Origin of the sequence: Ottowia beijingensis (assembly GCF_013423955.1) — a bacterium.
GTDB classification, from domain to species: Bacteria; Pseudomonadota; Gammaproteobacteria; order Burkholderiales; family Burkholderiaceae_C; genus Ottowia; species Ottowia beijingensis.
In genome coordinates this window covers 2,026,755-2,051,350 of record NZ_JACCKX010000001.1, presented here as the reverse complement: position 1 = coordinate 2,051,350, position 24,596 = coordinate 2,026,755, and the positions used below count along the sequence as shown (strand labels likewise).

Genomic DNA, 24,596 nt, shown 5'->3' with positions numbered 1-24,596 from the left:
TGACGATTTGCGTCGAAGTGTTCAGCCGCGCGCCAGCTTGAACACCGCCGTGCTGGCGCGCGCATTGGGCAGCCAGCGCACGGTGCGGCCGTCCTGCAGGCCGAAGGCGTCGAGCACCTTCAGGCCGTTCTTCTTCGCCAGCGCCTCGAAATCCCTGAAGGTGCCGACGCGGATGTTGGGCGTGTCGTACCACTGGTAGGGCAGGCGCCGCGTCACCGGCATGCGGCCACGCGCGATGCTCAGGCGGTTGGGCCAGTAGGCGAAGTTGGGGAAGGCTACGATGCCGATGCGGCCCACGCGCGCGGTTTCGCGCAGCATCACCTCGGCGTTGCGCAGGTGCTGCAGCGTGTCGATCTGCAGCACGACGTCGAAGCTCTGGTCCTGGAACGCCCTTAGCCCTTCATGCAGGTTGAGTTGCAGCACGTTCACGCCGCGCTGAACGCAGGCCAGCACGTTGGCGTCGTCTATCTCGATGCCGTAGCCGGTGCAGCGGCGCTGGCGCACCAGCTTCTCCAGCAGCGCGCCGTCGCCGCAGCCCAGATCGAGCACGTGCGCGCCTTCGGGCACGAGGCGGGCGATGGTGTCTTGCGTCAGGGCATCGCTCATCGCGCTTCTCCTGCAAAACTCTCGAAATAGGAGCGCACCACGCCCACGTAGCGCTCGTCTTCCAGCAGGAAGGCATCGTGCCCGTGGGGCGCGTCGATCTCGGCGTAGCTGACGTCGCGGCGGTTCTCGAGCAGCGCCTTGACGATCTCGCGCGAGCGCGCGGGCGAGAAACGCCAGTCGGTGGAGAAGCTGACCAGCAGGAACTTGCACGTGGCCCGCGCCAGCGCCTGCGTCAGGTCGCCGCCGAAGGCGCGCGCGGGGTCGAAGTAATCCAGCGCGCGGGTGATCAGCAGATAGGTGTTGGCGTCGAAGTATTCGCTGAACTTGTCGCCCTGGTAGCGCAGGTAGCTCTCTATCTGGAACTCGATGTCCTGCGTCGAATAACGATAGGCTGGCACGGGCGGCGCGTCGAGCGCCGACGGGCCGCCCCTAGGCGCGAGCGCCCCTCCGGGGGCAGCGCACCATGCGAAGCAGGGAGCGTGGGGGCCTTAATTCGCGGCCGAACTTGGCGTTCATCACGTCGTCGCTGAGATACGTGATGTGGCCGATCATGCGCGCGATGCGCAGGCCGCGCGCCGGCACCACGCCGTGCTGGTAGAAGTGGCCACCGTGAAAGTCCGGGTCGGTGACGATGGCGCGGCGCGCGACCTCGTTGAAGGCGATGTTCTCGGCCGACAGGTTGGGCGCGCTGGCCACCACCACGGCGTGGCGCACGCGCTCGGGGTATTGCAGCGTCCAGCTCAGCGCCTGCATGCCGCCCAGGCTGCCGCCCATCACGGCGGCCAGCTGCTGGATGCCCAGCGCATCGAGCAGGCGGGCCTGGGCGTTGACCCAGTCTTCCACGGTGACAACCGGGAAGTCGGCGCCATACACGCGCTCTGTGTCGGGGTTCACGTGCATCGGCCCGGTGGAGCCGAAGCAGCTGCCCAGGTTGTTGACACCGATGACAAAGAAGCGGTCCGTATCCACCGGCTTGCCGGGGCCGACCATGTTGTCCCACCAGCCTTCGCTGCGTGCCTGGCCTTCGTAGATGCCGGCCACGTGGTGCGAGGCGTTGAGCGCATGGCAGATCAGCACGGCGTTGCTGCGCTCGGCATTGAGCTGGCCGTAGGTTTCGTAGGTGAGGTCGTAGCCGCGGATCGACGCGCCGCTTTGCAGGGGCAGCGGCGCCTCGAAATGCAGGCTTTGCGGCGTGGCGATGAACGACATGGCAACAAAAAACCCGGTTCCGCCAAATCAGAAACCGGGTTGCACGCGTGTCTCGGATTTAGCGGTATTTGTTAAGCGCCCGCAAGCAGAGGCAAATCGGCGCTGAAAGGCCAGTATAGCGCCGCGCCTGCCTACGCCCCCACGCCCATGATGGCCAACACCCCCAGCACGGCAAAGATCAGCGCCGAGATCAGGTGCACCACACGGATGGGCACCTTCTTGACCAGCCTGTCGCCGAACCACACCACGGGTGCATTGGCGATCATCATGCCCAGCGTGGTGCCGGCCACCACCGCCGCCCACTGCTGGTATTGCGCTGCCAGCGCCACGGTGGCGATCTGGGTCTTGTCACCCATCTCGGCCAGGAAGAACGCGATCAGCGTGGTGCCGAACACGCCCCACTGGCTGGTGCCGGACGGCGTGTCGCCATCGTCGAGCTTGTCGGGAATCAGCATCCACACGGCCATGGCAATGAACGATGCACCCAGCACCCAGCGCAGCACATCGGGGCCCAGCACTGTGGTCACCCAGCTGCCGACGGCGCCGGCCAGCGCGTGATTGGCCAGCGTGGCGACGAAAATTCCCAACACTATCGGCCAGGGCTTGCGAAAGCGTGCCGCCAGCACCAGCGACAGCAATTGCGTCTTGTCACCCATTTCAGCCAAGGCGACGATGCCGGTCGAGATCAGGAAGGCTTCCATGAAGGCTGCGAATCAAGAATGATGGTCAAAATGCCCGTTTTCGCAAGCCTGTCATGCGCCAACAGCTATGGAAACAATAGTTGCCTGAAAGCCGATCGACGCCGCGCCGCACAGCCTGAAGGCCGCGGATTCTAGCCCCCACACAGAGGCCCAATCGTGCGCAAAGCCAGTATCCACGCGAATTCCGACAATATCAGTCAACTAATTTCCACATGCTTGACTTTCATGGTTCTGACGCATAATCGCGCGGGTGTGCCACAGAAAGTGGTACGCCATGTGCTTTGCGGTGATCACAGTCAGTTGCCCCTTCTTGGCCGAGCCAAGGTTCGTGGAAGGCGTTTTGCGGACTCCATCGCTTTTTCTTTGTTATTGAGGAGTCCCGTTTAATGGGCAACAAACTTTATGTCGGCAACCTTCCGTACGGCGTACGCGATGCCGACCTGGCGCAAGCCTTCGCGCAGTTCGGTTCCGTGACCAGCGCCAAGGTGATGATGGAGCGCGACACCGGCCGCTCCAAGGGCTTCGGCTTTGTCGAAATGGGCACCGATGCCGAGGCGCAGGACGCCATCAACGGCATGAACGGCCAATCGCTTGGCGGCCGCAACGTGGTCGTCAACGAAGCCCGCCCGATGGAAGCTCGCCCCCGCACCGGCGGTTTTGGTGGTGGCGGTGGTGGTTACGGCGGCGGCGGTGGCGGCGGCTACGGCGGCGGTCGCCGTGAAGGCGGCGGTGGCTACGGTGGTGGCGGCGGCGGTTACGGCGGCGGTGGCGGTGGTTACGGCGGTGGTCGTCGCGAAGGCAGCGGCGGCGGTGGCTACGGTGGCGGTCGCCGCGAAGGCGGTGGCGGCTACGAAGGCGGCGGCAACGACGGCAGCTTCCGCAGCCCTTACGGCGCCGGCCCGCGTGGCGGTGGCCGCCGTGAAGGCGGTTATGGCGGTGGTCGCCGTGAAGGCGGCTACGACGGCGGTCGCGACGACGAGTGATGTGACGACTCGGGCCGCGGCCCGGAGGACATCCACCAGAAAGGCTCCCTCGGGAGCCTTTTTCATGGTCGCCGCCGACGCTCAGGATGAGGGTGCTGCCGCGCCTTGCGCGGGCGGCCCGCCAGCAGCCGGTCGAACAGGGCGTTCGGCAGCACGCGCAACAGCCTGGCGACCACCGCCATCTGCCACGGAATCACGCGGTAGCTGACACCGCGCTCGATGGCCCGGTAAGCCCGGTCGGCGAACACCTCGGCCGGCATCAGGAACGGCATGGCATAGCGGTTCTGGCGTGTCAGCGGCGTGTCGATGTAGCCGGGCCCGATGATGACCACGCGCACGCCGCTGCCGCGCAGTTCGCCACGCAGGCTTTCGCAGTAGCTCACCACCCCCGCCTTGCTGGCGCAATAGGCGCCATGGCCCGGCAGCCCGCGGATGGCGGCCACGCTGGCGATGCCCACCAGCGTGCCGCTGCCGCGCCGGCGCATGGGCTCGACGAAGGGATGGAACGTCGCCGCCATGCCGGTGTTGTTGACGGCGAAGGTGCGCGCCATGACGTCGATGTCATCCCGCTCGGCCGTGTCCATGCCGACGCTGATGCCGGCGTTGGCGATCACCACGTCGGGCACGCCCTGCGCGGCGATGCAGGCCTGGCCGGCGGCCACGATGGCGTCGATGACGGCCACGTCGGCGCCGTACACCTGCCAGCGCCCGGCGGGCCAGCCCTGCGCGGTGGCCCAGGCGGTCAGCTCGGCCTGGCGCCGCGCCACCAGCGCCACGCGCCAGCCGGCCGCCACGTAACGCAGCGCCAGGGCCTGGCCGATGCCGCTGGAGGCGCCAGTGATGAAGGCCAGGGCGCGGCAGCCATGGGCCGGCGTCAGCGCTGCGGCTGCAGCACGCCGCGCACGCGGCCCGTGAGCTCGGCCACGCCGCTGCGGTCGTCGTAGGAGAACACGTCGCCGGTGAACACGTCGGCGCCGCGGCGCAGCTCCACCGGCTGGTCCGAGCTCACGCGCTCCTCGTCGATGAAGGCGTGCAGGTACTCGCCCAGGAACTCCATGCGCGGCACCGCCGCCTGGCCGGGGCGTGCCACGGCGTCGCGCACCACGCGGGCATTGCCGTACAGCTGCACTTCCGAGCCATCGCCGTTGGAGACCGCGCGCTGCGCCGTGGCCACCGTCGGGTGGCCCTGCTCGTCGTACGAGCGGATGCGCGGCTGCTGCACCTCCAGCGTGTCGGTGGCCGGGTAATGGTGGCCTTCGGCACCGATGAGCTCGGACTTCAGGCGGCCCGAGGGATCAAAGCTGCGCACCGAGAAATCGCGCATGAAGTAATCGGGCTCCTTCGACACCACCTGCTCGGCATCCGCCGCCGCGAACTTGGGCGCGTTGCGCACCAGCCACCAGGTGCCGAGCGCGAACACCAGCATCAGCAAGGCCGGCAGCCAGGCCGACAACTGGTTCATGCCGTAGCGCCACAGGCGGGCCGGGTTCATGCCAGCACCTCGTCCAGCAGGCGCCGGTAATGCCCGCCCGCCACCAGCAGCAGGTCGCAGAATTCGCGGCCCGCGCCGGCGCCGGCCGCCGCTTGGGTGACGTGGTGCGCCACCGCCAGCACCTCGGGGTGGGCCTGCGGCGGCGCACAGGCGAAGGCGGCGCGCTGCATCACCGGCAGGTCGGGCCAGTCGTCGCCCATGGCGGCGGCCTGCGACCAGTCGAGGCCCAGCTCGGCCAGCAGGGCCTCGGCGGCGGGGCGCTTGTCCTCGGTGCCCAGGCGCAGGTGCTGCACGCCCAGCGCCTGCAGCCGCAGACGCAGCGGCGCCGAGTCGCGGCCCGAGATCACGCAGGGCACGATGCCGGCGCGCGCCAGCAGCTTGAGGCCGTGGCCGTCCAGCGTGTGAAAGCGCTTCAGCGTCTCGCCCTCGGCGCTGATGTACAGCCCGCCGTCGGTCAGCACGCCGTCGACGTCGAAAAAGGCCACGCGAATGCCCTGTGCGCGCAGCAGCAACTCGGGCGGATAGTGCAGTGCGGGCGACGCCATCAGATCACCTTGGCCCGCATCAGGTCGTTGCTGTTCAGCGCACCGGTCAGGCGCTCCTGGGCATCCAGCACCAGCAGCACGTTCACGCGGTGCTTTTCCATCGCCTCGGCGGCCTCGGCGGCCAGGGCATCGTCGCGGATGGCGCGCGGGTTGGCGTGCATCACGTCGCGGGCGGTCAGCGCGCGCAGGTCGCGCCCGGTCTCGACCAGGCGGCGCAGGTCGCCGTCGGTGAAGATGCCCAGCAGCGTGCCCTCCGCGTCTGCAATGGCCGAGGCGCCCAGGCCCTTGCGCGTCATCTCGCGCATCAGGTGGCTGAAGTCGGCCTCGGGCGGCACGCGCGGCACGTCGCCCCCGCTGCGCATGATGTCAGCCACGCGCGTGAGCAGGCGCCGGCCCAGCGCGCCGCCGGGGTGCGAGCGGGCGAAGTCCTCGGCCTTGAAGCCGCGCGCATCGAGCAGCGCCACGGCCAGCGCGTCGCCCAGCGCCAGTTGCGCGGTGGTGCTGGCGGTGGGCGCCAGGTTGAGCGGGCAGGCCTCCTTCTCGACGCCGCTGTCCAGCACCACGTCGGCGTGGCGCGCCAGGGTGGAGTCGGTGTGGCCGGTCATGGCCACCAGCGGCACGCCCAGGCGCTTGAACAGCGGCACGATGGCGATCAGCTCGTCGCTCTCGCCGCTGTTGGAAATCGCCAGCACCACGTCGGCGGCCTTGATCATGCCCAGGTCGCCATGGCTGGCCTCGGCCGGGTGCACGAACATGGCCGGCGTGCCGGTGGAAGCCAGCGTGGCGGCGATCTTGCGGCCCACGTGGCCGCTCTTGCCCATGCCCATGACGACCACGCGGCCGGTCACCTGAAGCATCAGCTCCACCGCCACCGCGAAGCCGTCGCCCAGCCGGCGCTTGAGACCCAGCACTGCGGCGGCTTCAATGTCCAGCGTGTCGTGGGCCAAGCGCAGCACCTGGGCGGGGTCGAAAGGCATGCGGGGCATTTTATCGGCAGGCATCGCAGAAAGACATTCAAGCAAAAAATGCCTGTAGCGCCCACCCATCAAGCGCCAACAGCTATGTTTTCAGGAGTATCATGGCAACCCGCCCGTTTTGCACACCACCCCATGACCGCCCTGGAGCTGACGCTGCTGTATCTGCTGGCCGCCGTCCTGGGCGTGGCCACGTGCCGCTGGCTCAAGCTGCCGGCCATCCTGGGCTATCTGGTGGCCGGCGTGCTGATGGAGCCGCACACGCTGGGCCTGGCCTTCGGGCAGGACGCCGAAAGCATCAAGTACCTGGCCGAGTTCGGCGTGGTGTTCCTGATGTTCGTGATCGGGCTGGAGTTCAACCTGCCCAAGCTGCGCGCCATGCGCCGGCACGTGTTCGGCCTGCGGCTGGCGCAGGTGGTGCTGACGATGGCGCTGGTCAGCGCCGGCGCCATCGCCATCAACTGGCTGATGGCCGACCGCTGGCACATCGGCTGGCAGACGGCGCTGGCGCTGTCGGGCGCCATGGCCATGAGCAGCACCGCCATCGTGGTGAAGATGATGGTGGACCGGCTGGAGCTGGATTCGGAACACGGCCAGCGCGTGATGGGCGTGCTGCTGCTGCAGGACCTGGCGGTGGTGCCGCTGCTGGTGCTGATTCCGGCGCTGGGTGCCGAGCCTGAGCGCCTGTTCACCGCGCTGCTGCTGGCGGGCCTGAAGGCGGCCGCCCTCATTTCGCTGCTGCTGTGGGGTGGCCAGCGCGTGATGCGCTGGTGGCTGACGGTGGTGGCGCGGCGCAAGAGCGAGGAGCTGTTCATGCTCAACCTGCTGCTGATGACGCTGGGCCTGGCCTGGCTGACCGAGCACGCGGGGCTGAGCTAGCGCTGGGCGCCTTCATCTGCGGCGTGCTGATCTCGGAGACCGAATACCGGATTCAGGTGGAGGCGCAGATACGCCCCTTCCACGACGTGCTGCTGGGCCTGTTCTTCATCACCATCGGCATGCTGCTGGACTGGCGCCTGATCTGGCTGCAGTGGCCGCTGGTGCTGGCGCTGGTGACGGTGCCGGTGCTGTTCAAGCTGGGCCTGGTGGCGCTGCTGGCCCGGCTGCTGGGCGCCAGCAGCGGCGTGGCGCTGCGCACCGGGCTGTACCTGGCGCAGGCGGGCGAATTCGGCTTCGTGCTGCTCACGCTGAGCCGGCGCGAAGGCCTGCTGGCGCCCGAGCTGTTCAACCCCATCCTGGCGGCGATGGTGCTGTCGATGCTGGCCACGCCCTTCATCATCATGGGCAGCAACCGGCTGGTGATGCGGCTGGTGGCCAGCGAATGGCTGCAGCAGTCGCTGCAGATGACGCGCATCGCCAGCCAGTCGATCAACGCGCAGGGCCATGTGCTGATCTGCGGCTACGGGCGCAGCGGCCAGGCCATGGCGCGTGTGCTGGAGCAGGAAGGCATTCCTTACATGGCGCTCGACCTGGACCCCGACCGCGTGCGCCAGGCGCGCGCCGCCGGGCACGCCGTGGCGTTTGGCGACGCGGCCAAGCCGCAGGCGCTGATCGCCGCCGGCCTGAACCGCGCCAGCGCCGTGGTCATCACCACGCTGGACCTGCACGGCGTGATGCAGGTGCTGGGCAGCATCCGCGCGCAGGCGCCGCAGCTGCCGGTGATCGTGCGCACGCAGACCGACCGCGATCTCGACAAGCTGCGCGCCGCCGGCGCCACCGAGGTGGTGCCCGAATCGCACGAAGGCTCGCTGATGCTGGCCGGCCATGCGCTGGCCCTGGTGGGCGTGCCCATGCGGCGCGTGGTGCGCATCATGCGCGACCAGCGCGACCAGCGCTACCGGCTGCTGCGCGGCTGGTTCCACGGCGCCGACGACGCCAGCGTCGACGAATTGGCCGAGGAACGCCTGCAGGCCTTCACCCTGCCCGACGCCGTGGAAGGCCGCCGCCTGGCCGACGTGCTGGCGCCGCTGGAGGCGCTGCGCCCCATCAGCATGCGCAGCCACACCGGCGCGCCGCTGCCGATCGACCCCGACACCGTGCTGCAGGGCGGCGAGACGCTGGTGCTGTCGGGCACGGCCGAGCCGCTGGCGCGCGCGGCCAACGTGCTGGCGGCGTGAAGCGGCCCGGGCACGCCGCAACTGAAGGCACAATGGGCGCGCCATGACCGCTGTCTTCTCCGTCTCCGACTACCTGCGTGACCACATCCGCACCGTGCCCGACTGGCCGGCGCCCGGCGTGCAGTTCCGCGACATCACGCCGCTCTTGCAGAACCCGCGCGTGTTCCGCGTGCTGATCGACGCCTTCGTGCACCGCTACATGGCGCCCGAGCTGCGCCCCGACGTGGTGGCCGGGCTGGACGCGCGCGGCTTCATCCTAGGCAGCGTGGTGGCGTATGAGCTGAACGTGGGCTTCGTGCCGATCCGCAAGAAGGGCAAGCTGCCCTTCGACACCGTGGCCGAAACCTACGAGCTGGAATACGGCAGCGCCACGGTGGAACTGCACACCGACGCCGTGCAGGCCGGCCAGCGCGTGCTGCTGATCGACGACCTGATCGCCACCGGCGGCACCATGATGGCCGGCAAGAAGCTGCTGGAAAAGCTGGGCGCCACCGTGACCGAAGGCGCTGCCATCGTCGACCTGCCCGAGCTGGGCGGCTCGGCGCGCCTGCGCGAGGGCGGGCTGAAGCTGTTCACGCTGGTCGAGTTCGACGGGCATTGAGCGCGGTGCGTGCCGCGGTCTGGTGGCGCAGCGCCGGGCACCCCATCAGGCGATATCGATTTGACGACATTTTGAAATATCAATTCAATAGCTGCTGGCGCCTGCTGCTCGGGCGCTAAAGCCATTATTAATAGATCAAAAATTCGGGAAGTCCCCCTGCCCCGGCAGCGTCGAACCCGCAGCCGCTCAGGTCACCGCCACCCGCAGCGTCGTGCTGGCCAGCCGGCGCACCACCACGGCGGCGCAGGCCATGGCCAGCTCCAGCGCAATCGCCGACTGGCGTGCCGACAGCTCCTGAAAGCGCGCGTACTTCAGCGCCCACAGCTGGCTGTCGCGCGTGGCCACCACCGTGGCGCTGCGCGGCTGGCCGCTGAAGAAGGCACCTTCGCCCACCACCGTGCCGGGCGCCAGCACGGCCAGTTTCATGCGGCCGCTCACGTCTTCCAGGTGCACGGTCAGCGTACCGGATTCGATGAAGAACAGCGTGCGGTCCTTGTCGCCCTGGCGGATCGGCACCTGCCCGGTGCGCACCGGGTAGGGCTGCAGGTAAGGCGCCAGGCAGGCCCACTGATCGCCATCGAGCCCGCAGGCCAGCGCGTCGTAGGCGCCGCCCTGGCGCGTGGCGTCGATCAGGCCGCGCAAGGCCGCGGCCGAGCCCAGTTCATACATGTCCATCACCACCCCTGAAAACGCACCGTTTGTTGTGCGGCCAGTGTAGGCGCCGCCCCGCCCGTGCGCCATACCCCGAACGCGGTAACCGGCGCTGGCGGCGCGGCGCCAGCGCCGCGGCATGGACGGCGCACCGGCCACGCCACACGGGGTGCGGCCGGCGCGCAAGCGCTCACTTGCCGATGCAGAAGCGGGCGAAGATCACGCCCAGCAGATCGTCGGCAGTGAATTCGCCGGTGATCTCGGCCAGCGCGTTCTGCGCCAGGCGCAGTTCCTCGGCCAGCAGGTCGAGCATCGGCGCCGGGCCTTCCAGGTGCGCACCAGCCGCCTGCAGATGGCCGGCGGCGCGGGCCAGCGCCTGCAGGTGGCGCTCGCGCGCGATGAACAGGCCATCGCCCGCGCCGGCCTGCCAGCCCACCACCTGCAGCAGGCGCGCGCGCAGCGCATCCAGCCCTTCGCCGGTGCGCGCCGACAGCGCGATGCCGCCGTCGGGCACGGCCGCGCAGGGCGCAGCGTCGCGCTTGTTCCAGAGGTGGATCACCGGTACCGAGGCGGGCAGCTTCTCGGCCATGGTGGCAGCGATGGCGGCGTCTTCCGTCGCGTACTCTGGTGTCTGCATGCGCGTCAGATCGTGCAGCAGCAGCACCGCGTCGGCGTCGGCGATGTGCGCCCAGGCGCGGGCGATGCCGATGCGCTCGACCTCGTCCTCGCTCTCGCGCAGGCCGGCGGTGTCGAGCACGCGCAGCGGCACGCCCTCGATCTGGATGGTCTGCTGCACCACGTCGCGCGTGGTGCCGGCAATGGGGGTGACGATGGCCAGCTCAGCCCCCGCCAGCGCGTTCAGCAGGCTGCTCTTGCCGGCGTTGGGCTGCCCGGCGATGACGACCTGGATGCCCTCGCGCAGCAGCGCGCCCTGGCGCGCGCGGGCCTGCACGCCCGCCAGCATTTGCTTCAGATTCGATAGCTGCCCGCGCACGTCGTGCGTGCTCAGCACGTCGATTTCCTCTTCAGGAAAATCCAGCGTCGCCTCGATCAGCATGCGCAGTTGGATCAGGCCATCGACCAGCGCATGGATCTGCTGCGAGAACGCGCCCGCCAGCGAGCGGCTGGCCGAGCGCGCGGCGCTTTCGGTGCTGGCGTCGATCAAGTCCATCACTGCCTCGGCCTGCGCCAGGTCGAGCTTGCCGTTGAGGAAGGCGCGTTCGGTGAACTCACCCGGCCGCGCCAGGCGCAGGTGCGGCAGGCGTTCGGCGCCGGTCGTGGGGTCAGTCTCCGCCGCCGCCTGCAGGCAGCGCTGCAGCAGCAACTGCAGCACCACCGGGCCACCGTGCGCCTGCAGCTCCAGCACGTCTTCGCCGGTGTACGAATGCGGCGCCGGAAAGTGGATGGCCAGGCCGTGGTCGATGGGGCTGCCGTCGGCCTCCTGAACGGGCCGAAGGTGGCCACGCGCGGGGCCAGCGCGCGCCCGGTGAGCGCACGCGCCAGCGGCGCCACGTCGCGCCCCGACACGCGCACGATGCCCACGGCGCCGCGGCCGGGCGCTGTGGCGATGGCGACGATGGGGTCGGCGGTGGGGCTCAGCATGGCATGATTGTCCGCGACCCCACGCCGCGCCGCCGCCATGAGCCTGACCCTGTTCAAGAACGTCCATGTGCTCGACGTGCGCGCCGGGCGCTTGCTGGAAGACCACCAGGTGCTGGTGGAAGGCGACACGATCCGCGAGCTGTCCGACCGGCCGATCACCACGCAGAGCGCGCACGTCATCGACGGCGGTGGCCGCACGCTGATGCCGGGGCTGATCGACTGCCATGTGCACGTCACCTTCTCGGCCACCAACCTCGCCCTGCTGGCACAGACGCCCAACACCACGCTGGCGCTGCGCGCGCTGCCGATCCTGCGCGGCATGCTGCGGCGCGGCTTCACCACCGTGCGCGACGCGGGCGGCGCCGACTGGGCACTTAAGCAGGCCATCGAGGACGGCATGGACGGCACCGTGGTCGGCCCGCGCCTGTTCGTCAGCGGCCCGGCGCTCAGCCCGACGGGCGGACACGGCGACTTCCGCCCGCGCTCGGATCGGCTGCAGCCCATCGGCTGTGGTTGCCTGCGCCTGGCCAGCACGCGCGTGGTCGATGGCGTGGACGAAGTGCGCCGCACGGTGCGCGAGCTGCTGCAGATGGGCGCCGACCAGATCAAGATCATGTCGAGCGGCGGCGTGGCCTCGCCCACCGATCCGGTGAATGCGCTCGGCTATTCGCTGGACGAGACGCGCGCCATCGTCGACGAGGCTGCGGCGCGGCACACCATCGTGCTGGCGCACGCGTACACGCCCGAAGCGATCCGCCGCGCGGTGGAATGCGGCGTGCGCAGCATCGAGCACGGCAACCTGATCGACGCGCCCACCGCCGCGCTGATGGCCGAGCGCGGCGCGGTCGCCGTGCCCACGCTCATCACCTACGAGGCGCTGGCGCGCGACGGCGTGCGGCTGGGCCTGGGTGCCGAGAGCGTGGCCAAGGTCGAGCAGGTGCGCGCGGCGGGATTGCGATCACTGGAAATTTTCAAGATCGCCGGTGTGAAGCTGGCCTTCGGCACCGACCTGCTGGGTGGCTCGCACGATTTGCAGAGCGAGGAGTTCCTGATCCGCGCGCAGGTGCAGTCCAACCTGGACGTGCTGCAAAGCGCCACGCTCATCGGCGCCGAGCTACTGGGCCAGAGCGGCCGGCTGGGCGAGATCGTGCCGGGTGCGCTGGCCGACCTGCTGCTGGTCGACGGCAATCCGCTGGACGACCTGACCTGCCTGACCGGCCAGGGCGAGCGCATCGCGCTGGTGATGCAGGGCGGGCTGGTGCGGTTCAACGAGCTGCCCACATAAGAAAACCCCGGCGCCCATGCGACCGGGGTTTCACACAAATAAATGGCTCTAGCGCCCGCCTGTAAAGCGCTGGCAGCTATCAACTACCAAGCAAATCAACACTCGAATGGCCGCGGAGCAGGCCACGCCAGCGAACGCCGCGGACGGACCTGCGCCGGCCGCTGGCGTTGTCCCCTTCCCGCGAAGCGCAGCGAAGCGAGAGAAGGGGAAGCGGGGTCAGCCGCTCAGGGGATGTCACTTGACAGTCGTCCAGATCACCATCGGTCGGTCGTCGGGCCGGTGCACCGTGGTCACGTTCTTGCGCATGGCCCAGGGGCGGATCTGGTCGTGCAGGGGCAGGTAGTTGTAGTCGTCCTTCACGATCTGCAGCGCCTCGTGGATCATCGGGTTGCGCTTGGCCGGGTCCATCTCGGTCTTGATCTGCTGGATCAGGTTGTCGACGATCGGGTTGCTCATGCGGCCGCAGTTGAAGTTGCCGGCGGCGCCGCCCTTGGGGTCGACCGTGCTGATGAGCGAATCCAGCGAGTACAGCGCGTCGAAAGTGGCCACGCCCCAGCCCAGCATGTAGGCGCTGACGTCGAACTTCTGGATCTTGGCCGAGTGGATCGACATCGGGTTGGTCTGCAGCCGGGTCTTGACGCCGATGCGCGTCCACATCGCCGTGACGGCCTGGCAGATGGCCTCGTCGTTGACGTAGCGGTCGTTCGGGCAGTCCAGCGTCAGCTCGAAGCCGTTGGGGTAGCCGGCATCGGCCAGCAGTTTCTTGGCGGCGTTGACGTCGAACTTGGCGGCGCGCGCGCCCAGCTCTTTCGTCCAGCCGTTGACCATGGGCGCGATCATGGTGCCCGTGGGCTTGCCCAGGCCGCGCATCACGTTCTTCTCGATCGCCGCGATGTCGACCGCCTGGTACAGCGCCTGGCGCACGCGCTTGTCCTTCAGCGGGTTCTTGCCCTTGACGTTGGAGCCCATCAGCTCGTCGCGGTGCTGGTCGAAGCCGAGGAAGATGGTGCGGTTTTCCGGCCCTTCGATGACCTTGATGTTGGCGTCGCGCTTGATGCGCTCCAGGTCCTGCACCGGTGGGTCGACCACCATGTCGACCTGGCCGGAGATGAGCGCGGCCGACCGCGTGGCCGCCGCCTTGATGGGGGTGAAGACGATGTTGTCGACGTTGCCGCGCGGCTTGTCCCACCAGTCGGCGTTCTTCTTCAGCGTGGTGCGGGTGTCGGGCTGCCAGGCTTCGAGGATGAAGGGGCCGGTGCCGTTGGCGTTGCGGGCGGCGAAGTTCTCCTCCTTGGCCTTGTAGTCCTGCGCCTTGGCGGCGTTGTTCTTCTCGGCCCAGGCCTTGTTCATGATGCGCGCGTCGGTCAGCTCGCGCAGCACCACGGGGCTCGGGCCTTTCAGGATCACGTCGACCGTGTGGTCGTCGACCTTCTTGACTTCCTTCACGCTCTGCACGTAGGCCGTCATGTTGGAGGGCGGCGTCATCGCGCGGTTGAGCGAGAACACCACGTCGTCGGCCGTGAAGGGCGCGCCGTCGTGGAATTTGACGCCCTTGCGCAGCTCGAAGCGGATCTGCGTGGGCGAGACCATCGTCCACTTGGCGGCCAGCGAGGGTTCGACCTCGTACTTCTCGTTGTAGCGCACCAGCGATTCGTAGACCATCTGCTGGTAGGCCAGCGTGGTCTGGTGGTTCTGCGCGTGCGGGTCGAAGGTGAGGATGTCGTTGGCCCCGGCGATGCGCAGCGTGGCCGCGTGCGACACCCCGGCCGCCGCCAGCACCGCCAGCGCCAGCGCGCTGCGAACAAAGGAAGAACGTGCCATCGGGTGGTCCTTTATCAACAGGGTTGTAAAGCACCGATGCTACAGAAAGTCGGCTCGCCGGCCTGGCCGCGCTCCCCACGGCGTGAAGGGCCATCGGAAGAAGCTATTTAAAACATAGCTGCCAGCGCCGGTTTTAAGCCGGTTTCAGATCGTTTTCACCTGAAAATGGCGCGCTGCCTGCGCAAGGCACTATCAAAGGAAAGCCCGCCATTGGCGGGCTTTCCTGATCGCGTGCCTGAAGCACCTATCGGAACTTCGGCAGGTTGAGCTTCGGCGGCACGCCCATGCGGGTGTTGATGACCCACTGCTGCGCGATGGTCAGGACGTTGTTGGTGATCCAGTACAGCACCAGGCCGGCCGGGAAGAAGAAGAACATCACGCTGAACATCAGCGGCATCATCCACATCAGCTTGGCCTGCATCGGGTCGGGCGGCAGCGGGTTCAGCGCCGTCTGCAGCAGCGTGGTCAGCGTCATCACGACGGGCAGGATGAAGTACGGGTCCTTGATGGACAGGTCCTTGATCCACAGGATCCACGGCGCGCCGCGCATCTCGACGCTGGACAGCAGCACCCAGTACAGCGCGATGAACACCGGGATCTGGATCAGGATGGGCAGGCAGCCGCCCATGGGGTTGACCTTCTCCTCGCGGTAGACGCGCATCATCTCCATCTGCATCTGCTGCGGGTTGTCCTTGTAGCGCTCGCGCAGGTCCATCACCTTGGGGTTGATGGCCTTCATCTTGGCCATGCTGGCGTAGGCCTTGGCGTTGAGCGGGTAGAACAGAATCTTCAGCAGGAACACCAGCGCCACGATGGCCCAGCCCCAGTTGCCGATGACACCGTGCAGCTTGTCGAGCAGCCAGTACAGCGGCTTGGACAGGATGGTGAAGAAGCCGTAGTCCTTCACCAGCTCCAGGCCGGGGGCGATGCTCTCGAGCAGCTTCTCGTCCTGCGGGCCGACGAACAGGCGCGTGTCGGCCGTGCGGGTGGCGCCGGGCTCGACCGCGCCCACGGGGGCGATCATGCCCGCCGCATACAGGTTGTTGTCGACCTTGCGGGCGAAGTTGTCGTGCTGCACGTTCTGCGGCCACAGCCAGGCGCTGGCGAAGTAGTGCTGCACCATGGCCACCCAGCCGTCGGGCGAGGAGGTGACGAACTCGGCCTTGCCCTTCTCGATGTCGGTGAAGGCCACCTTCTGGAACTTCTTGGCGTCGGTGTAGAAGGCCGGGCCGGTGAAGGTGGAATAGAACGGCGTGGCGTTCTCGGCCTGGTTGCCGTCGCGCACCAGCTGCACGTAAAGCTGCGGGTTCACGGCCTGGCCGCTGGCGTTGACCACCTCGTGCCGCACATCGACCAGGTACGAGCCGCGCTGGAGCGTGTAGATCTTGTTCAGCCGCACGCCACCCTGCTCGGCCGACTCGAAGCGCAGCACCAGCTCGTTGGCGCCATCGGCCAGCGCGCGCTCGCCGACGAACTTCATAGGTGTCTTGTGCGTGGGGAACGGCCCGCCGATCAGACCCGACTGCGCCTGGTACACGCGGTTGGCGCTGCTGTCGAACAGCACGAAGGGCTGGTCGGGGTGCTCGGCCGAGGGGTGCTTGAGGAATTCGCTGCGGATGACCGAGCCGCCCTCGGTGTCGAACACCAGCTTGAGCACGTCGGTCGTGACCTCGATGCGCTCGCGCGCCATGGCCTCGGCCGCCGGTGCCGGGGCTGCGGTGCCGGGCGGCATGGCCGTGGCGCCGGGCGTGGCTGCAGGCACGGCGCTGGCGGCCGGCGGCACCGCCGAAGCCGGTGCACTGGCCGTGACAGCGGGCTGCGACGCACCGGGGAAGAAGGTCGGCCGGTTGCCGTTGTGCACCTGCCACTGGTCCCACAGCATGACCAGCGAGAAGGCGAAGATCACCCAGAGGATGGTGCGGCGGATGTCGTTCATTGCGGGTGGTTTGGCGGGTGCGCGCCCGGTCGCTTGGACGCGATCAGGCCGGTGAAGAGGCGGGGAGGATGCGCGGGGACCGGGTCGCAGCCCCTTCGCACCATGGATGGCAGCGCGCGATGCGCCGCAGCGTGAGGTAGCTGCCGGCCAGCGCGCCATGCTGCTCCAGCGCGCCCAGCGCGTACAGCGAACAGGTGGGCGCAAAGCGGCAGGACGAGCCGAGCCAGGGCGACAGCAGCAGCCGATAGCCCTTGACCAGGCCGATGAGCAGCGCGCGGATCATCGGCGCTCCCGGCTGGCGAACAGCAGCAGCAGTTCGGCGCGCACAGCCGCCTTCAGCGCCGTCGAACTGGCACTGGGAAACTGCGACCGCGCAAAACCTGCGCGCAGGCGCACCAGGTGCGCATCGGCGGCAAGCGGCGGCTGAAGGCTTTCACCCACGGCGTGGATCTGGCGGCGGATGGCGTTGCGCGTCACGGCGCGGCGCGCCCAGCGCTTGGGCACCATGGCGCCCAGCCACGCGCCATCGGCGGGCTGGAACAGGGTCGGCCCGCGCCATCGCCCGCACCCGGCGCCTGCAAAGGCAGGCGGTGCAGGGCGAAATGCGCCGTGCGCGACACCGGTCGGTGCGCCAGCAAGGCCTGGAACTGATCGCGGGTCCGCAAGCGGCGCATGAGGCTCGGGCGTGCTGCCTTCGACATCAGGCAGGCCGGCGCCGGCACAGCAGGCCGGTTCGAACTCAGACAGCCAGACGCTTGCGGCCCTTGGCGCGGCGCGCCTTGATGACGGCGCGGCCACCGCGGGTCTTCATGCGGACCAGGAAGCCGTGGGTACGCGCGCGGCGCGTCTTGGAGGGCTGGTAAGTGCGTTTCATGACGGATCGTCCTTGGAATGAATCGGGAGCTTCCCAGGCTGCGGCGGCACATCCACCGGCAGTGGCGCGCCGGCTGGCGCAGCCCGGCGCCACCAGCCCATGGCTGAAACGGCGCCGCAAGATCAAGGGAAACCCGGCATTATCGCAAATCTTGGCGACAAGGCCAAGGCAGGCATGGCATCATCGCCCGCCCCGGCCTTGGCCGTGCCCCTGATCGCCTCTTGCGGCCGCCGCGCGCTTGTGGATAATCTGCGTTCGGGCATCGCCTCCGGCGCCCGGTCGGCACCGCTTATCCACAGACCAGGGCCCCTCGTTTCCCCATGCACACCCCAGTTTCCGCCGGCGCGGCGTTATGGCCGGCCTGCCTTGAAGTTCTGGCCCAGGAATTGCCCGAGCAGCAGTTCAACACCTGGATCAAGCCGCTGAACGCCCAGTTGGCCACCGACCAGTCGAAGCTCACGCTGTTCGTCGCCAACCGCTTCAAACTCGACTGGGTGCGCGCCCAATACGCCACGCGCATCGCCGGCATCCTGGAATCGCTCCATGGGCAGCCGGTGAGCGTGGAGTTAGCGCTTGCTCCTCGCGCAGCGCTCGTCAAATATACCCCTCAAGAGATCGCCTCGTCCGCAGGCAGCCCGCCGCCAGCGGTTCATGAGGCCACCCCGGCACCGATACCCAGCGAAGAGGAAAGCGCCGGCGGCAGCGGTTTCCGCCATCGGCTGAACAGTGCCCTGACCTTCGACACCCTGGTCGAAGGCTCGGCCAACCGCATGGCGCGGGCGGCGGCGCTGCACGTGGCGGGCGCGCCGGGGCAGCTGTACAACCCGCTGTTCATCTACGGCGGCGTGGGCCTGGGCAAGACCCACCTGATGCACGCGGTGGGCAACCGGCTGCTGCAGGCTCGCCCGGATGCCAAGGTTCTCTACATCCATGCCGAGCAGTTCGTGTCGGATGTGGTCAAGGCCTACCAGCGCAAGACCTTCGACCAGTTCAAGGACCGCTACCACTCGCTCGACCTGCTGCTGATCGACGACGTGCAGTTCTTCGCCAACAAGGACCGCACGCAGGAGGAGTTCTTCAACGCCTTCGAGGCCTTGCTGGCCAAGAAGAGCCACATCGTGATGACCAGCGACACCTACCCCAAGGGCCTGGCCGACATCCACGAGCGGCTGGTGTCGCGCTTCGATGCCGGCCTGACCGTGGCGCTGGAGCCGCCCGAGCTGGAGATGCGCGTGGCCATCCTGATCAGCAAGGCCGCCGCCGAGGGCACCGAGATGCCCGAGGAAGTGGCGTTCTTCGTCGCCAAGAACGTGCGCTCGAACGTGCGCGAACTGGAAGGCGCGCTGCGCAAGATCCTGGCCTATTCGCGCTTCAACCAGAAGGAAATCTCCATCCCGCTGGCGCGCGAGGCGCTGCGCGACCTGCTGTCGATCCAGAACCGCCAGATCAGCGTCGAGAACATCCAGAAGACCGTGGCCGACTACTACAAGATCAAGGTCTCGGACATGTACAGCAAGAAGCGCCCCGCCAGCATCGCCCGGCCGCGCCAGATTGCCATGTACCTGGCCAAGGAACTGACGCAGAAAAGCCTGCCCGAGATCGGCGAGCTGTTCGGCGGGCGCGACCACACCACCGTGCTGCACGCGGTGCGCAAGATCGCCGGCGAGCGCCAGCAGCTGACCGAGCTGAACCAGCAGCTGCACGTGCTGGAGCAGACGCTGAAAGGATGAGGCCGGCAGGCGTGGCGCTGAGGCAGAAAGGCCCCAAAAACGGCGACAATGCGGGGTTGGCCGACGCTGACCCTTCAGGGGCGGCGTGGGCGCCACACGGCCCGGCCTGGGCGCCCATCATGACGAGGATATTGAGGAAGACATGATCGTTCTGAAGACCACCCAAAACCAGTTGCTCGGCGCGCTGCAATCGGTCGCCGGCATCGTCGAGCGCCGCCACACGCTGCCGGTGCTGGCCAACGTGCTGCTGCGCAAGAACGGCGAAACCGTGCAGCTCACCACCAGCGACCTCGAGATCCAGATCCGCACCGCGGCCACGCTGGGCGGCGACAGCGGCAACTTCGCCACCACCGTGGGCGCGCGCAAGCTGATCGACATCCTGCGCACCATGCCGGCCGACCAGACGGTGAGCCTGGAGTCGCAGCAGAACAAGCTGATCCTGAAAGGCGGCAAGTCGCGCTTCACGCTGCAGACCCTGCCGGCCGAGGACTTCCCGCTGGTGCAGGAGGCGCCCAACTTCGGCCCCGCCTTCAAGGTGCCGCAGAAGACGCTGAAGAACCTGCTCGACCAGGTGGCCTTCGCCATGGCGGTGCACGACATTCGCTACTACCTCAACGGCATCCTGTTCGTGGCCGAGGGCACGCAGCTCAGCCTGGTGGCCACCGACGGCCACCGCCTGGCCTTTGCCAGCGCCACGCTGGACGTGGAAGTGCCCAAGCAGGAGGTGATCCTGCCGCGCAAGACCGTGATCGAGCTGCAGCGCCTGTTGTCCGACGCCAGCGTGCCCGAGGGGCAGGAAGCGCCGATGATCGAGATGCAGTTCGCCGCCAACCAGGCGCGCTTTTCGTTCGGCGCCATGGAGTTCGTCACCAAGCTGGTCGAGGGCAAGTTCCCCGACTACAACCGCGTGATCCCCAAGAACCACAGCAACAGCGTCACCCTGGGCCGCGCGCCGCTGCTGGCCAGCCTGCAACGCACCGCCATCCTGACCAGCGAGAAGTTCAAGGGCGTGCGCCTGAACTTCGAGCCCGGCACGCTGCGCGTGGCCTCCAACAACGCCGAGCAGGAAGAGGCGGTGGACGAACTCGACATCGACTATGGTGGCGATTCGATCGAGATCGGCTTCAACGTCACCTACCTGATCGACGCGCTGGCCAACATGAGCCAGCAGGAGATGGTGAAGATCGACCTGCAGGACGCCAACAGCTCGGCCCTCATCACCCTGCCCGACAACGCCCACTTCAAGTACGTGGTGATGCCCATGCGCATCTGATGCGCCAACGCCCCGTTTACTCTGTTTTTATAGCTGCTCGCGCTTATCCCGTAAGCGATGAAAGCCAATTTCATTCATAAGCAGCTACGCGGAAGATTTCATGACCGACGCATCCAAGCCCGATTCCCAGACCCCTGCTGCCGCCGGCAGCGGCTACGGCGAAGGCGCCATCCAGATCCTGGAAGGCCTGGAGGCGGTGCGCAAACGCCCGGGCATGTACATCGGCGACACCAGCGACGGCACCGGCCTGCACCACCTGGTGTTCGAGGTGGTCGACAACTCGATCGACGAGGCGCTGGCCGGCTACTGCGACGACATCGTCGTCACCATCCACTCCGACAACTCCATCAGCGTCACCGACAACGGCCGCGGCATCCCCACCGGCGTGAAGATGGACGACAAGCACGAGCCCAAGCGCTCGGCCGCCGAGATCGCGCTGACCGAGCTGCACGCCGGGGGCAAGTTCAACCAGAACAGCTACAAGGTCTCGGGCGGCCTGCACGGCGTGGGCGTGAGCTGCGTGAACGCGCTGTCGAGCAAGCTGCGCCTGACGGTGCGGCGCGACGGCAAGAAGCACGAGCTGGAGTTCAGCCGCGGCTTCGTGCAAGACAGAATAACGACGGAACTACAAGGCCCGGAGGGCCTTGTCCTTGTGTCACCCATGAAGATCACGGGCGACACCGACAAGCGCGGCACCGAGGTGCGCTTTCTGCCCGACACCGAGATCTTCAAGGAAAACAGCGACTTCCACTATGAAGTCCTGGCAAGCGCCTGCGCGAACTCAGCTTCCTGAACAACGGCGTGCGCATCCGCCTGATCGACGAGCGCAGCGGCAAGGAAGACGACTTCTCCGGCGCCGGCGGCGTGAAGGGCTTCGTCGACTTCATCAACGGCGCCAAGAAGGTGCTGCACCCCAACGCCTTCCACGCCACCGGCACGCGCCCGTCCGAGACCTACGGCGGCATCCCCGGCACCGAGATCGGTGTGGAAGTGGCCATGCAGTGGAACGATGGCTACAACGAGCAGGTGCTCTGCTTCACCAACAACATCCCGCAGCGCGACGGCGGCACGCACCTCACCGGCCTGCGCGCGGCGATGACGCGCGTCATCAGCAAGTACATCGAGCAGAACGAACTGGCCAAGAAAGCCAAGGTGGACGTCACCGGCGACGACATGCGCGAGGGCCTGGTCTGCGTGCTGAGCGTGAAGGTGCCCGAACCCAAGTTCAGCAGCCAGACCAAGGACAAGCTCGTCAGCAGCGAAGTGCGCGCGCCGGTCGAGGACATCGTCGCCAAGTCCCTGGCCGAGTACCTGGAAGAGCGTCCGAACGACGCCAAGATCATCTGCGGCAAGATCGTCGAGGCCGCCCGCGCGCGCGAGGCCGCCCGCAAGGCGCGCGAAATGACGCGCCGCAAGGGCGTGCTCGACGGCTTCGGCCTGCCCGGCAAGCTGGCCGACTGCCAGGAAAAAGACCCGGCGATGAGCGAGATCTACATCGTCGAGGGCGACTCGGCCGGCGGCAGCGCCAAGCAGGGGCGTGACCGCAAGTTCAGGCCATCCTGCCGCTGCGCGGCAAGATCCTGAACGTCGAGCGCGCGCGCTACGAGAAGCTGCTGACCAGCAACGAAATCGTCACCCTCATCACCGCTTTGGGCACCGGCATCGGCAAGACCGCCGCCGACTCGGGCAAGAGCGGCGCCGACGATTTCAACATCGACAAGCTGCGCTACCACCGCATCATCATCATGACCGACGCCGACGTGGACGGCGCGCACATCCGCACCCTGCTGCTCACTTTCTTCTACCGCCAGATGCCCGAGCTGGTCGAGCGTGGCCACATCTACATCGCCCAGCCGCCGCTGTACAAGGTCAAGGCCGGCAAGGAAGAGCTGTACCTGAAGGACAACGCCGCGCTGGAGGCCTTCCTGCTGCGCGTGGCGCTGAAGGACGCCGTGGTGCACACCGGCGGCGATGCCGCGCAGCAGATCAGCGGCGACACCCTGGCCGAACTGGCGCGCAAGCACCAGTTGGCCGAGGCCGTGATCGAGCGCCTGTCGGCCTTCATGGACGCCGAGGCCCTGCGCGCCATCGCCGCCGGCGTGGCGCTGAACCTGGACAGCACCGAGGCCGCCGCAGCCAGCGCGCTGGCGCTACAGCAATACCTGCACGAGCAGCAATCCGGCGGCAGCGCGCCCGAAGTCGCCAGCGAATTCGACGCTCGCACCGACAAGCCCGTGCTGCGCATCAGCCGCCGGCACCACGGCAACATCAAGAGCAGCGTCCTCACCCAGGACTTCGTGCACGGCGCCGACTACGCCGCGCTGGCCGAAGCCGCGCAGACGTTCAAGGGCCTGCTGACCGAAGGCGCCAAAGTCAGTCGCGGCGAGGGCGAGCGCCAGCGCGAGGAGCGCGTGAGCGATTTCCGCCAGGCCATGCAATGGCTGCTGGCCGAGGCCGAGCGCACCACCGCGCGCCAGCGCTACAAGGGCCTGGGCGAGATGAACCCCGAGCAGCTGTGGGAAACCACCATGGACCCCACCGTGCGCCGCCTGCTGCGCGTGCAGATCGAGGACGCCATCGAAGCCGACCGAGTGTTCACCACCCTGATGGGCGACGAAGTCGAGCCGCGCCGCGCCTTCATCGAGACCAACGCGCTGCGGGCGGCGAATATCGACGCTTGAAGGACCGCGCGCCCTTCACGATGTCGGCTAGCTGCCACAAACACCGTCAGTTTGACCCGACGCCGTGTAAATTTTGTTACATGACGAATAAAATTACCTTTTGCGTCGCATGGTTTTCACCGCAAGAGGGGGTTGTGATGGGGCTTGTTCGGATTCTTCTGCTTTCGCTCGGCGTGCTGCTGGGCTGGGGTTCGGCGTCGGCGCAAACGGCCGTCAACCACCCGTACAACACGGGGCACGCCACCTACACGCTCAATTCGGGGCCCGGCACTGCCTGGTTCAACTACTACGACAGCGGCGGGCCGGGGGCAACTACGCCAACTACACCAACCTGTCCACCAGCGTCGTCACTTTCATGTCGGCGCCGGGCACCACCATCGATGTGGCGTTCGCGGCGTTCCAGGTCGAGGGTGGTTGGGATGGACTGTTCATCTACGACGGCGCCAGCACGGCCGCGCCGCAGATCGGCTCCGGCAATGCCTCGCCGCCGGTGTGCGGGGCACCGCGGGCGCGTGGTGGGGCGGCGGGCTGCCCGGCAACGCCGGCCCGGGCCTGGTGCGCTCCACGGGCAATGCGATCACCTTCGCGTTCTGCTCCGACTTCTCCGTTACTTATCCCGGCTGGACGGCCCAGGTCCGCACCACCGAGGCGATCGTGCTGACCAAGACCGTGGGCACCACCCCGGCGTGTGCGCGGCCACCAGCAGCCTCTCGGTCAACACCGGCACCACGGTGTATTACTGCTACACCGCCACCAACACCGGCACCACGACACTGAGCACCCACGACCTGGTGGACGACCAGCTGGGCACGATCTTCAGCGGCCTGAACCACAGCCTGGCGCCCGGCGCGAGCATCAACACAGTCGCGCTGGGCATCAACGCGGCGGCCGTGATCAACAACACCACCACCAACACCGCCACCTGGACCTCGGGCAGCCTGTCGGGCAGCGCCAGTGCCACGGTGACGGTGCCCACTTACCACATCGCCGCCAGCGTCAATGATCCGGCCGCGGGCAGCGTGGCTTGCGTGCCGCCCTCCGTGCTGTCGGGTGCCAGCAGCACCTGCACGGCCACGGCCAACGCAGGCTATGTGTTCACCGGCTGGTCGGGCGATTGCGCGGGCAGCAACCCGGTCTGCACGCTGAGCGGGGTGACGGCCGACCGGGCGGTGACGGCCAACTTCGCGCCGGCCTACAACGTCACGGCCAGCGTCAACAACCCGGCCGGCGGCAGCGCGGTGTGCGTGCCCGCCGTGGTGGCGGCCGGCGGCAGCAGCACCTGCACGGCCACGGCCAACCCGGGCTATGTGTTCACCGGCTGGTCGGGCGCCTGCTCGGGCACCAACCCGGTGTGCACGCTGAGCGGCATCGCGGCCCACCAGGCGGTCACGGCCAGCTTCGCCCCGGCGGCGGTCCAGCCGGTTCCGACGCTGGAAGCCTGGGGCCTGATGCTGCTGTCCGGCCTGCTCGGCTGGCTGGCCTATCCGCGCCGCCGGCGCGGCGGCTGAGGCGGCG

The 24,596-nt window shown here is 68.0% G+C and carries 18 protein-coding genes and 4 pseudogenes; 8 read left to right on the top strand and 14 right to left on the bottom strand.

Annotated features, from left to right (window positions below):
• Positions 1 to 21: 21 nt before the first annotated feature.
• From metW to H0I39_RS10300, 3 genes and pseudogenes are all read right to left on the bottom strand, one after another.
• Complete coding sequence (metW, locus tag H0I39_RS10310) at positions 22 to 606, bottom strand: methionine biosynthesis protein MetW (RefSeq protein ID WP_180550419.1); 585 nt, start codon at positions 604 to 606, stop codon at positions 22 to 24.
• Positions 603 to 1,815 (bottom strand): annotated as a pseudogene (metX, locus tag H0I39_RS10305) (homoserine O-acetyltransferase MetX). The gene metW and the pseudogene metX overlap by 4 nt, the downstream one beginning before the upstream one ends.
• A gap of 131 nt (positions 1,816 to 1,946) precedes the next feature.
• Positions 1,947 to 2,516, bottom strand: coding sequence for a TMEM165/GDT1 family protein (locus H0I39_RS10300; protein WP_180550418.1), 570 nt, complete (start codon positions 2,514 to 2,516; stop codon positions 1,947 to 1,949).
• 386 nt (positions 2,517 to 2,902) lie between these two features.
• On the opposite strand from H0I39_RS10300, the gene rbp reads away from it, so the two are divergent.
• Positions 2,903 to 3,499 carry an RNA-binding regulator gene (rbp, locus tag H0I39_RS10295; RefSeq protein WP_180550417.1) on the top strand — a complete coding sequence of 199 codons (597 nt, stop codon included), beginning with the start codon at positions 2,903 to 2,905 and terminating at the stop codon, positions 3,497 to 3,499.
• A 62-nt stretch (positions 3,500 to 3,561) separates the two neighbouring features.
• On the opposite strand, the gene H0I39_RS10290 is transcribed toward rbp, so the two are convergent.
• From H0I39_RS10290 to H0I39_RS10275, 4 genes are read right to left on the bottom strand one after another with little or no spacing between them, the layout of a single operon-like run.
• A complete protein-coding gene (locus H0I39_RS10290) occupies positions 3,562 to 4,377 on the bottom strand; it encodes an SDR family oxidoreductase (protein WP_180551772.1) in 816 nt (271 codons plus the stop codon).
• Complete coding sequence (gene lptC / locus H0I39_RS10285) at positions 4,374 to 4,991, bottom strand: LPS export ABC transporter periplasmic protein LptC (RefSeq protein WP_180550416.1); 618 nt, start codon at positions 4,989 to 4,991, stop codon at positions 4,374 to 4,376. The genes H0I39_RS10290 and lptC overlap by 4 nt, the downstream gene beginning before the upstream one ends.
• The gene (locus H0I39_RS10280) at positions 4,988 to 5,536 is read right to left on the bottom strand and encodes a KdsC family phosphatase (RefSeq protein WP_180550415.1); all 549 of its coding nucleotides are present in this window, start codon (positions 5,534 to 5,536) and stop codon (positions 4,988 to 4,990) included. The genes lptC and H0I39_RS10280 overlap by 4 nt, the downstream gene beginning before the upstream one ends.
• A complete protein-coding gene (locus tag H0I39_RS10275) occupies positions 5,536 to 6,513 on the bottom strand; it encodes a KpsF/GutQ family sugar-phosphate isomerase (protein ID WP_180550414.1) in 978 nt (325 codons plus the stop codon). Before H0I39_RS10275 ends, H0I39_RS10280 begins: the two co-directional genes overlap by 1 nt.
• A gap of 132 nt (positions 6,514 to 6,645) precedes the next feature.
• On the opposite strand from H0I39_RS10275, the pseudogene H0I39_RS10270 reads away from it, so the two are divergent.
• Together H0I39_RS10270 and H0I39_RS10265 are read left to right on the top strand one after the other, a co-directional pair.
• Positions 6,646 to 8,627, top strand: a pseudogene (locus H0I39_RS10270) (cation:proton antiporter).
• 43 nt (positions 8,628 to 8,670) lie between these two features.
• The gene (locus H0I39_RS10265) at positions 8,671 to 9,228 is read left to right on the top strand and encodes an adenine phosphoribosyltransferase (protein WP_180550413.1); all 558 of its coding nucleotides are present in this window, start codon (positions 8,671 to 8,673) and stop codon (positions 9,226 to 9,228) included.
• Between the two features lie 186 nt (positions 9,229 to 9,414).
• Here H0I39_RS10265 and H0I39_RS10260 read toward each other — a convergent pair whose 3' ends face one another.
• Together H0I39_RS10260 and mnmE are read right to left on the bottom strand one after the other, a co-directional pair.
• Entirely contained in the window at positions 9,415 to 9,903 is a 489-nt protein-coding gene (locus H0I39_RS10260) for a cyclic nucleotide-binding domain-containing protein (RefSeq protein WP_180550412.1), read from the bottom strand.
• A 166-nt stretch (positions 9,904 to 10,069) separates the two neighbouring features.
• Positions 10,070 to 11,481 (bottom strand): annotated as a pseudogene (gene mnmE, locus H0I39_RS10255) (tRNA uridine-5-carboxymethylaminomethyl(34) synthesis GTPase MnmE).
• A 37-nt stretch (positions 11,482 to 11,518) separates the two neighbouring features.
• Here mnmE and H0I39_RS10250 point away from each other — a divergent pair.
• Positions 11,519 to 12,766, top strand: coding sequence for a metal-dependent hydrolase family protein (locus H0I39_RS10250; RefSeq protein WP_180550411.1), 1,248 nt, complete (start codon positions 11,519 to 11,521; stop codon positions 12,764 to 12,766).
• Positions 12,767 to 13,000: 234 nt separating this feature from the next.
• On the opposite strand, the gene H0I39_RS10245 is transcribed toward H0I39_RS10250, so the two are convergent.
• From H0I39_RS10245 to rpmH, 5 genes are all read right to left on the bottom strand, one after another.
• On the bottom strand, positions 13,001 to 14,587 hold the full coding sequence (locus tag H0I39_RS10245) for an ABC transporter substrate-binding protein (RefSeq protein ID WP_180550410.1): 1,587 nt from the start codon (positions 14,585 to 14,587) through the stop codon (positions 13,001 to 13,003).
• Positions 14,588 to 14,831: 244 nt separating this feature from the next.
• The gene (gene yidC / locus H0I39_RS10240; RefSeq protein ID WP_180550409.1) at positions 14,832 to 16,523 is read right to left on the bottom strand and encodes a membrane protein insertase YidC; all 1,692 of its coding nucleotides are present in this window, start codon (positions 16,521 to 16,523) and stop codon (positions 14,832 to 14,834) included.
• Between the two features lie 43 nt (positions 16,524 to 16,566).
• On the bottom strand, positions 16,567 to 16,806 hold the full coding sequence (gene yidD, locus H0I39_RS10235; RefSeq protein WP_180550408.1) for a membrane protein insertion efficiency factor YidD: 240 nt from the start codon (positions 16,804 to 16,806) through the stop codon (positions 16,567 to 16,569).
• Positions 16,803 to 17,030 (bottom strand): ribonuclease P protein component, encoded by a 228-nt coding sequence (locus H0I39_RS24085; RefSeq protein ID WP_373368279.1) that lies wholly within the window; start codon positions 17,028 to 17,030, stop codon positions 16,803 to 16,805. The genes yidD and H0I39_RS24085 overlap by 4 nt, the downstream gene beginning before the upstream one ends.
• A gap of 232 nt (positions 17,031 to 17,262) precedes the next feature.
• A complete protein-coding gene (gene rpmH, locus H0I39_RS10225; protein WP_124223019.1) occupies positions 17,263 to 17,397 on the bottom strand; it encodes a 50S ribosomal protein L34 in 135 nt (44 codons plus the stop codon).
• Between the two features lie 320 nt (positions 17,398 to 17,717).
• Between rpmH and dnaA the strand changes: the two genes are divergently transcribed.
• The 4 genes and pseudogenes from dnaA to H0I39_RS10205 all read left to right on the top strand — a co-directional run bounded on the left by dnaA (position 17,718) and on the right by H0I39_RS10205 (position 24,589).
• Positions 17,718 to 19,127, top strand: coding sequence for a chromosomal replication initiator protein DnaA (gene dnaA / locus H0I39_RS10220; RefSeq protein ID WP_180550407.1), 1,410 nt, complete (start codon positions 17,718 to 17,720; stop codon positions 19,125 to 19,127).
• Between the two features lie 142 nt (positions 19,128 to 19,269).
• Positions 19,270 to 20,400 (top strand): DNA polymerase III subunit beta, encoded by a 1,131-nt coding sequence (gene dnaN, locus H0I39_RS10215; protein WP_180550406.1) that lies wholly within the window; start codon positions 19,270 to 19,272, stop codon positions 20,398 to 20,400.
• A gap of 100 nt (positions 20,401 to 20,500) precedes the next feature.
• Positions 20,501 to 23,081 (top strand): annotated as a pseudogene (gene gyrB / locus H0I39_RS23260) (DNA topoisomerase (ATP-hydrolyzing) subunit B).
• Between the two features lie 686 nt (positions 23,082 to 23,767).
• The gene (locus tag H0I39_RS10205) at positions 23,768 to 24,589 is read left to right on the top strand and encodes an IPTL-CTERM sorting domain-containing protein (protein ID WP_180550405.1); all 822 of its coding nucleotides are present in this window, start codon (positions 23,768 to 23,770) and stop codon (positions 24,587 to 24,589) included.
• The last annotated feature ends 7 nt before the right edge of the window (positions 24,590 to 24,596 follow it).

Bases quoted from the DNA above. Each gene is read 5' to 3' on its own strand.
- metW (WP_180550419.1), bottom strand. From the start codon at position 606: ATGAGCGATGCCCTGACGCAAGACACCATCGCCCGCCTCGTGCCCGAA.
- H0I39_RS10300 (WP_180550418.1), bottom strand. From the start codon at position 2,516: ATGGAAGCCTTCCTGATCTCGACCGGCATCGTCGCCTTGGCTGAAATG.
- rbp (WP_180550417.1), top strand. From the start codon at position 2,903: ATGGGCAACAAACTTTATGTCGGCAACCTTCCGTACGGCGTACGCGAT.
- lptC (WP_180550416.1), bottom strand. From the start codon at position 4,991: ATGAACCCGGCCCGCCTGTGGCGCTACGGCATGAACCAGTTGTCGGCC.
- H0I39_RS10280 (WP_180550415.1), bottom strand. From the start codon at position 5,536: ATGGCGTCGCCCGCACTGCACTATCCGCCCGAGTTGCTGCTGCGCGCA.
- H0I39_RS10275 (WP_180550414.1), bottom strand. From the start codon at position 6,513: ATGCCTTTCGACCCCGCCCAGGTGCTGCGCTTGGCCCACGACACGCTG.
- H0I39_RS10265 (WP_180550413.1), top strand. From the start codon at position 8,671: ATGACCGCTGTCTTCTCCGTCTCCGACTACCTGCGTGACCACATCCGC.
- H0I39_RS10260 (WP_180550412.1), bottom strand. From the start codon at position 9,903: ATGGACATGTATGAACTGGGCTCGGCCGCGGCCTTGCGCGGCCTGATC.
- H0I39_RS10250 (WP_180550411.1), top strand. From the start codon at position 11,519: ATGAGCCTGACCCTGTTCAAGAACGTCCATGTGCTCGACGTGCGCGCC.
- H0I39_RS10245 (WP_180550410.1), bottom strand. From the start codon at position 14,587: ATGGCACGTTCTTCCTTTGTTCGCAGCGCGCTGGCGCTGGCGGTGCTG.
- yidC (WP_180550409.1), bottom strand. From the start codon at position 16,523: ATGAACGACATCCGCCGCACCATCCTCTGGGTGATCTTCGCCTTCTCG.
- yidD (WP_180550408.1), bottom strand. From the start codon at position 16,806: ATGATCCGCGCGCTGCTCATCGGCCTGGTCAAGGGCTATCGGCTGCTG.
- H0I39_RS24085 (WP_373368279.1), bottom strand. From the start codon at position 17,030: ATGGTGCCCAAGCGCTGGGCGCGCCGCGCCGTGACGCGCAACGCCATC.
- rpmH (WP_124223019.1), bottom strand. From the start codon at position 17,397: ATGAAACGCACTTACCAGCCCTCCAAGACGCGCCGCGCGCGTACCCAC.
- dnaA (WP_180550407.1), top strand. From the start codon at position 17,718: ATGCACACCCCAGTTTCCGCCGGCGCGGCGTTATGGCCGGCCTGCCTT.
- dnaN (WP_180550406.1), top strand. From the start codon at position 19,270: ATGATCGTTCTGAAGACCACCCAAAACCAGTTGCTCGGCGCGCTGCAA.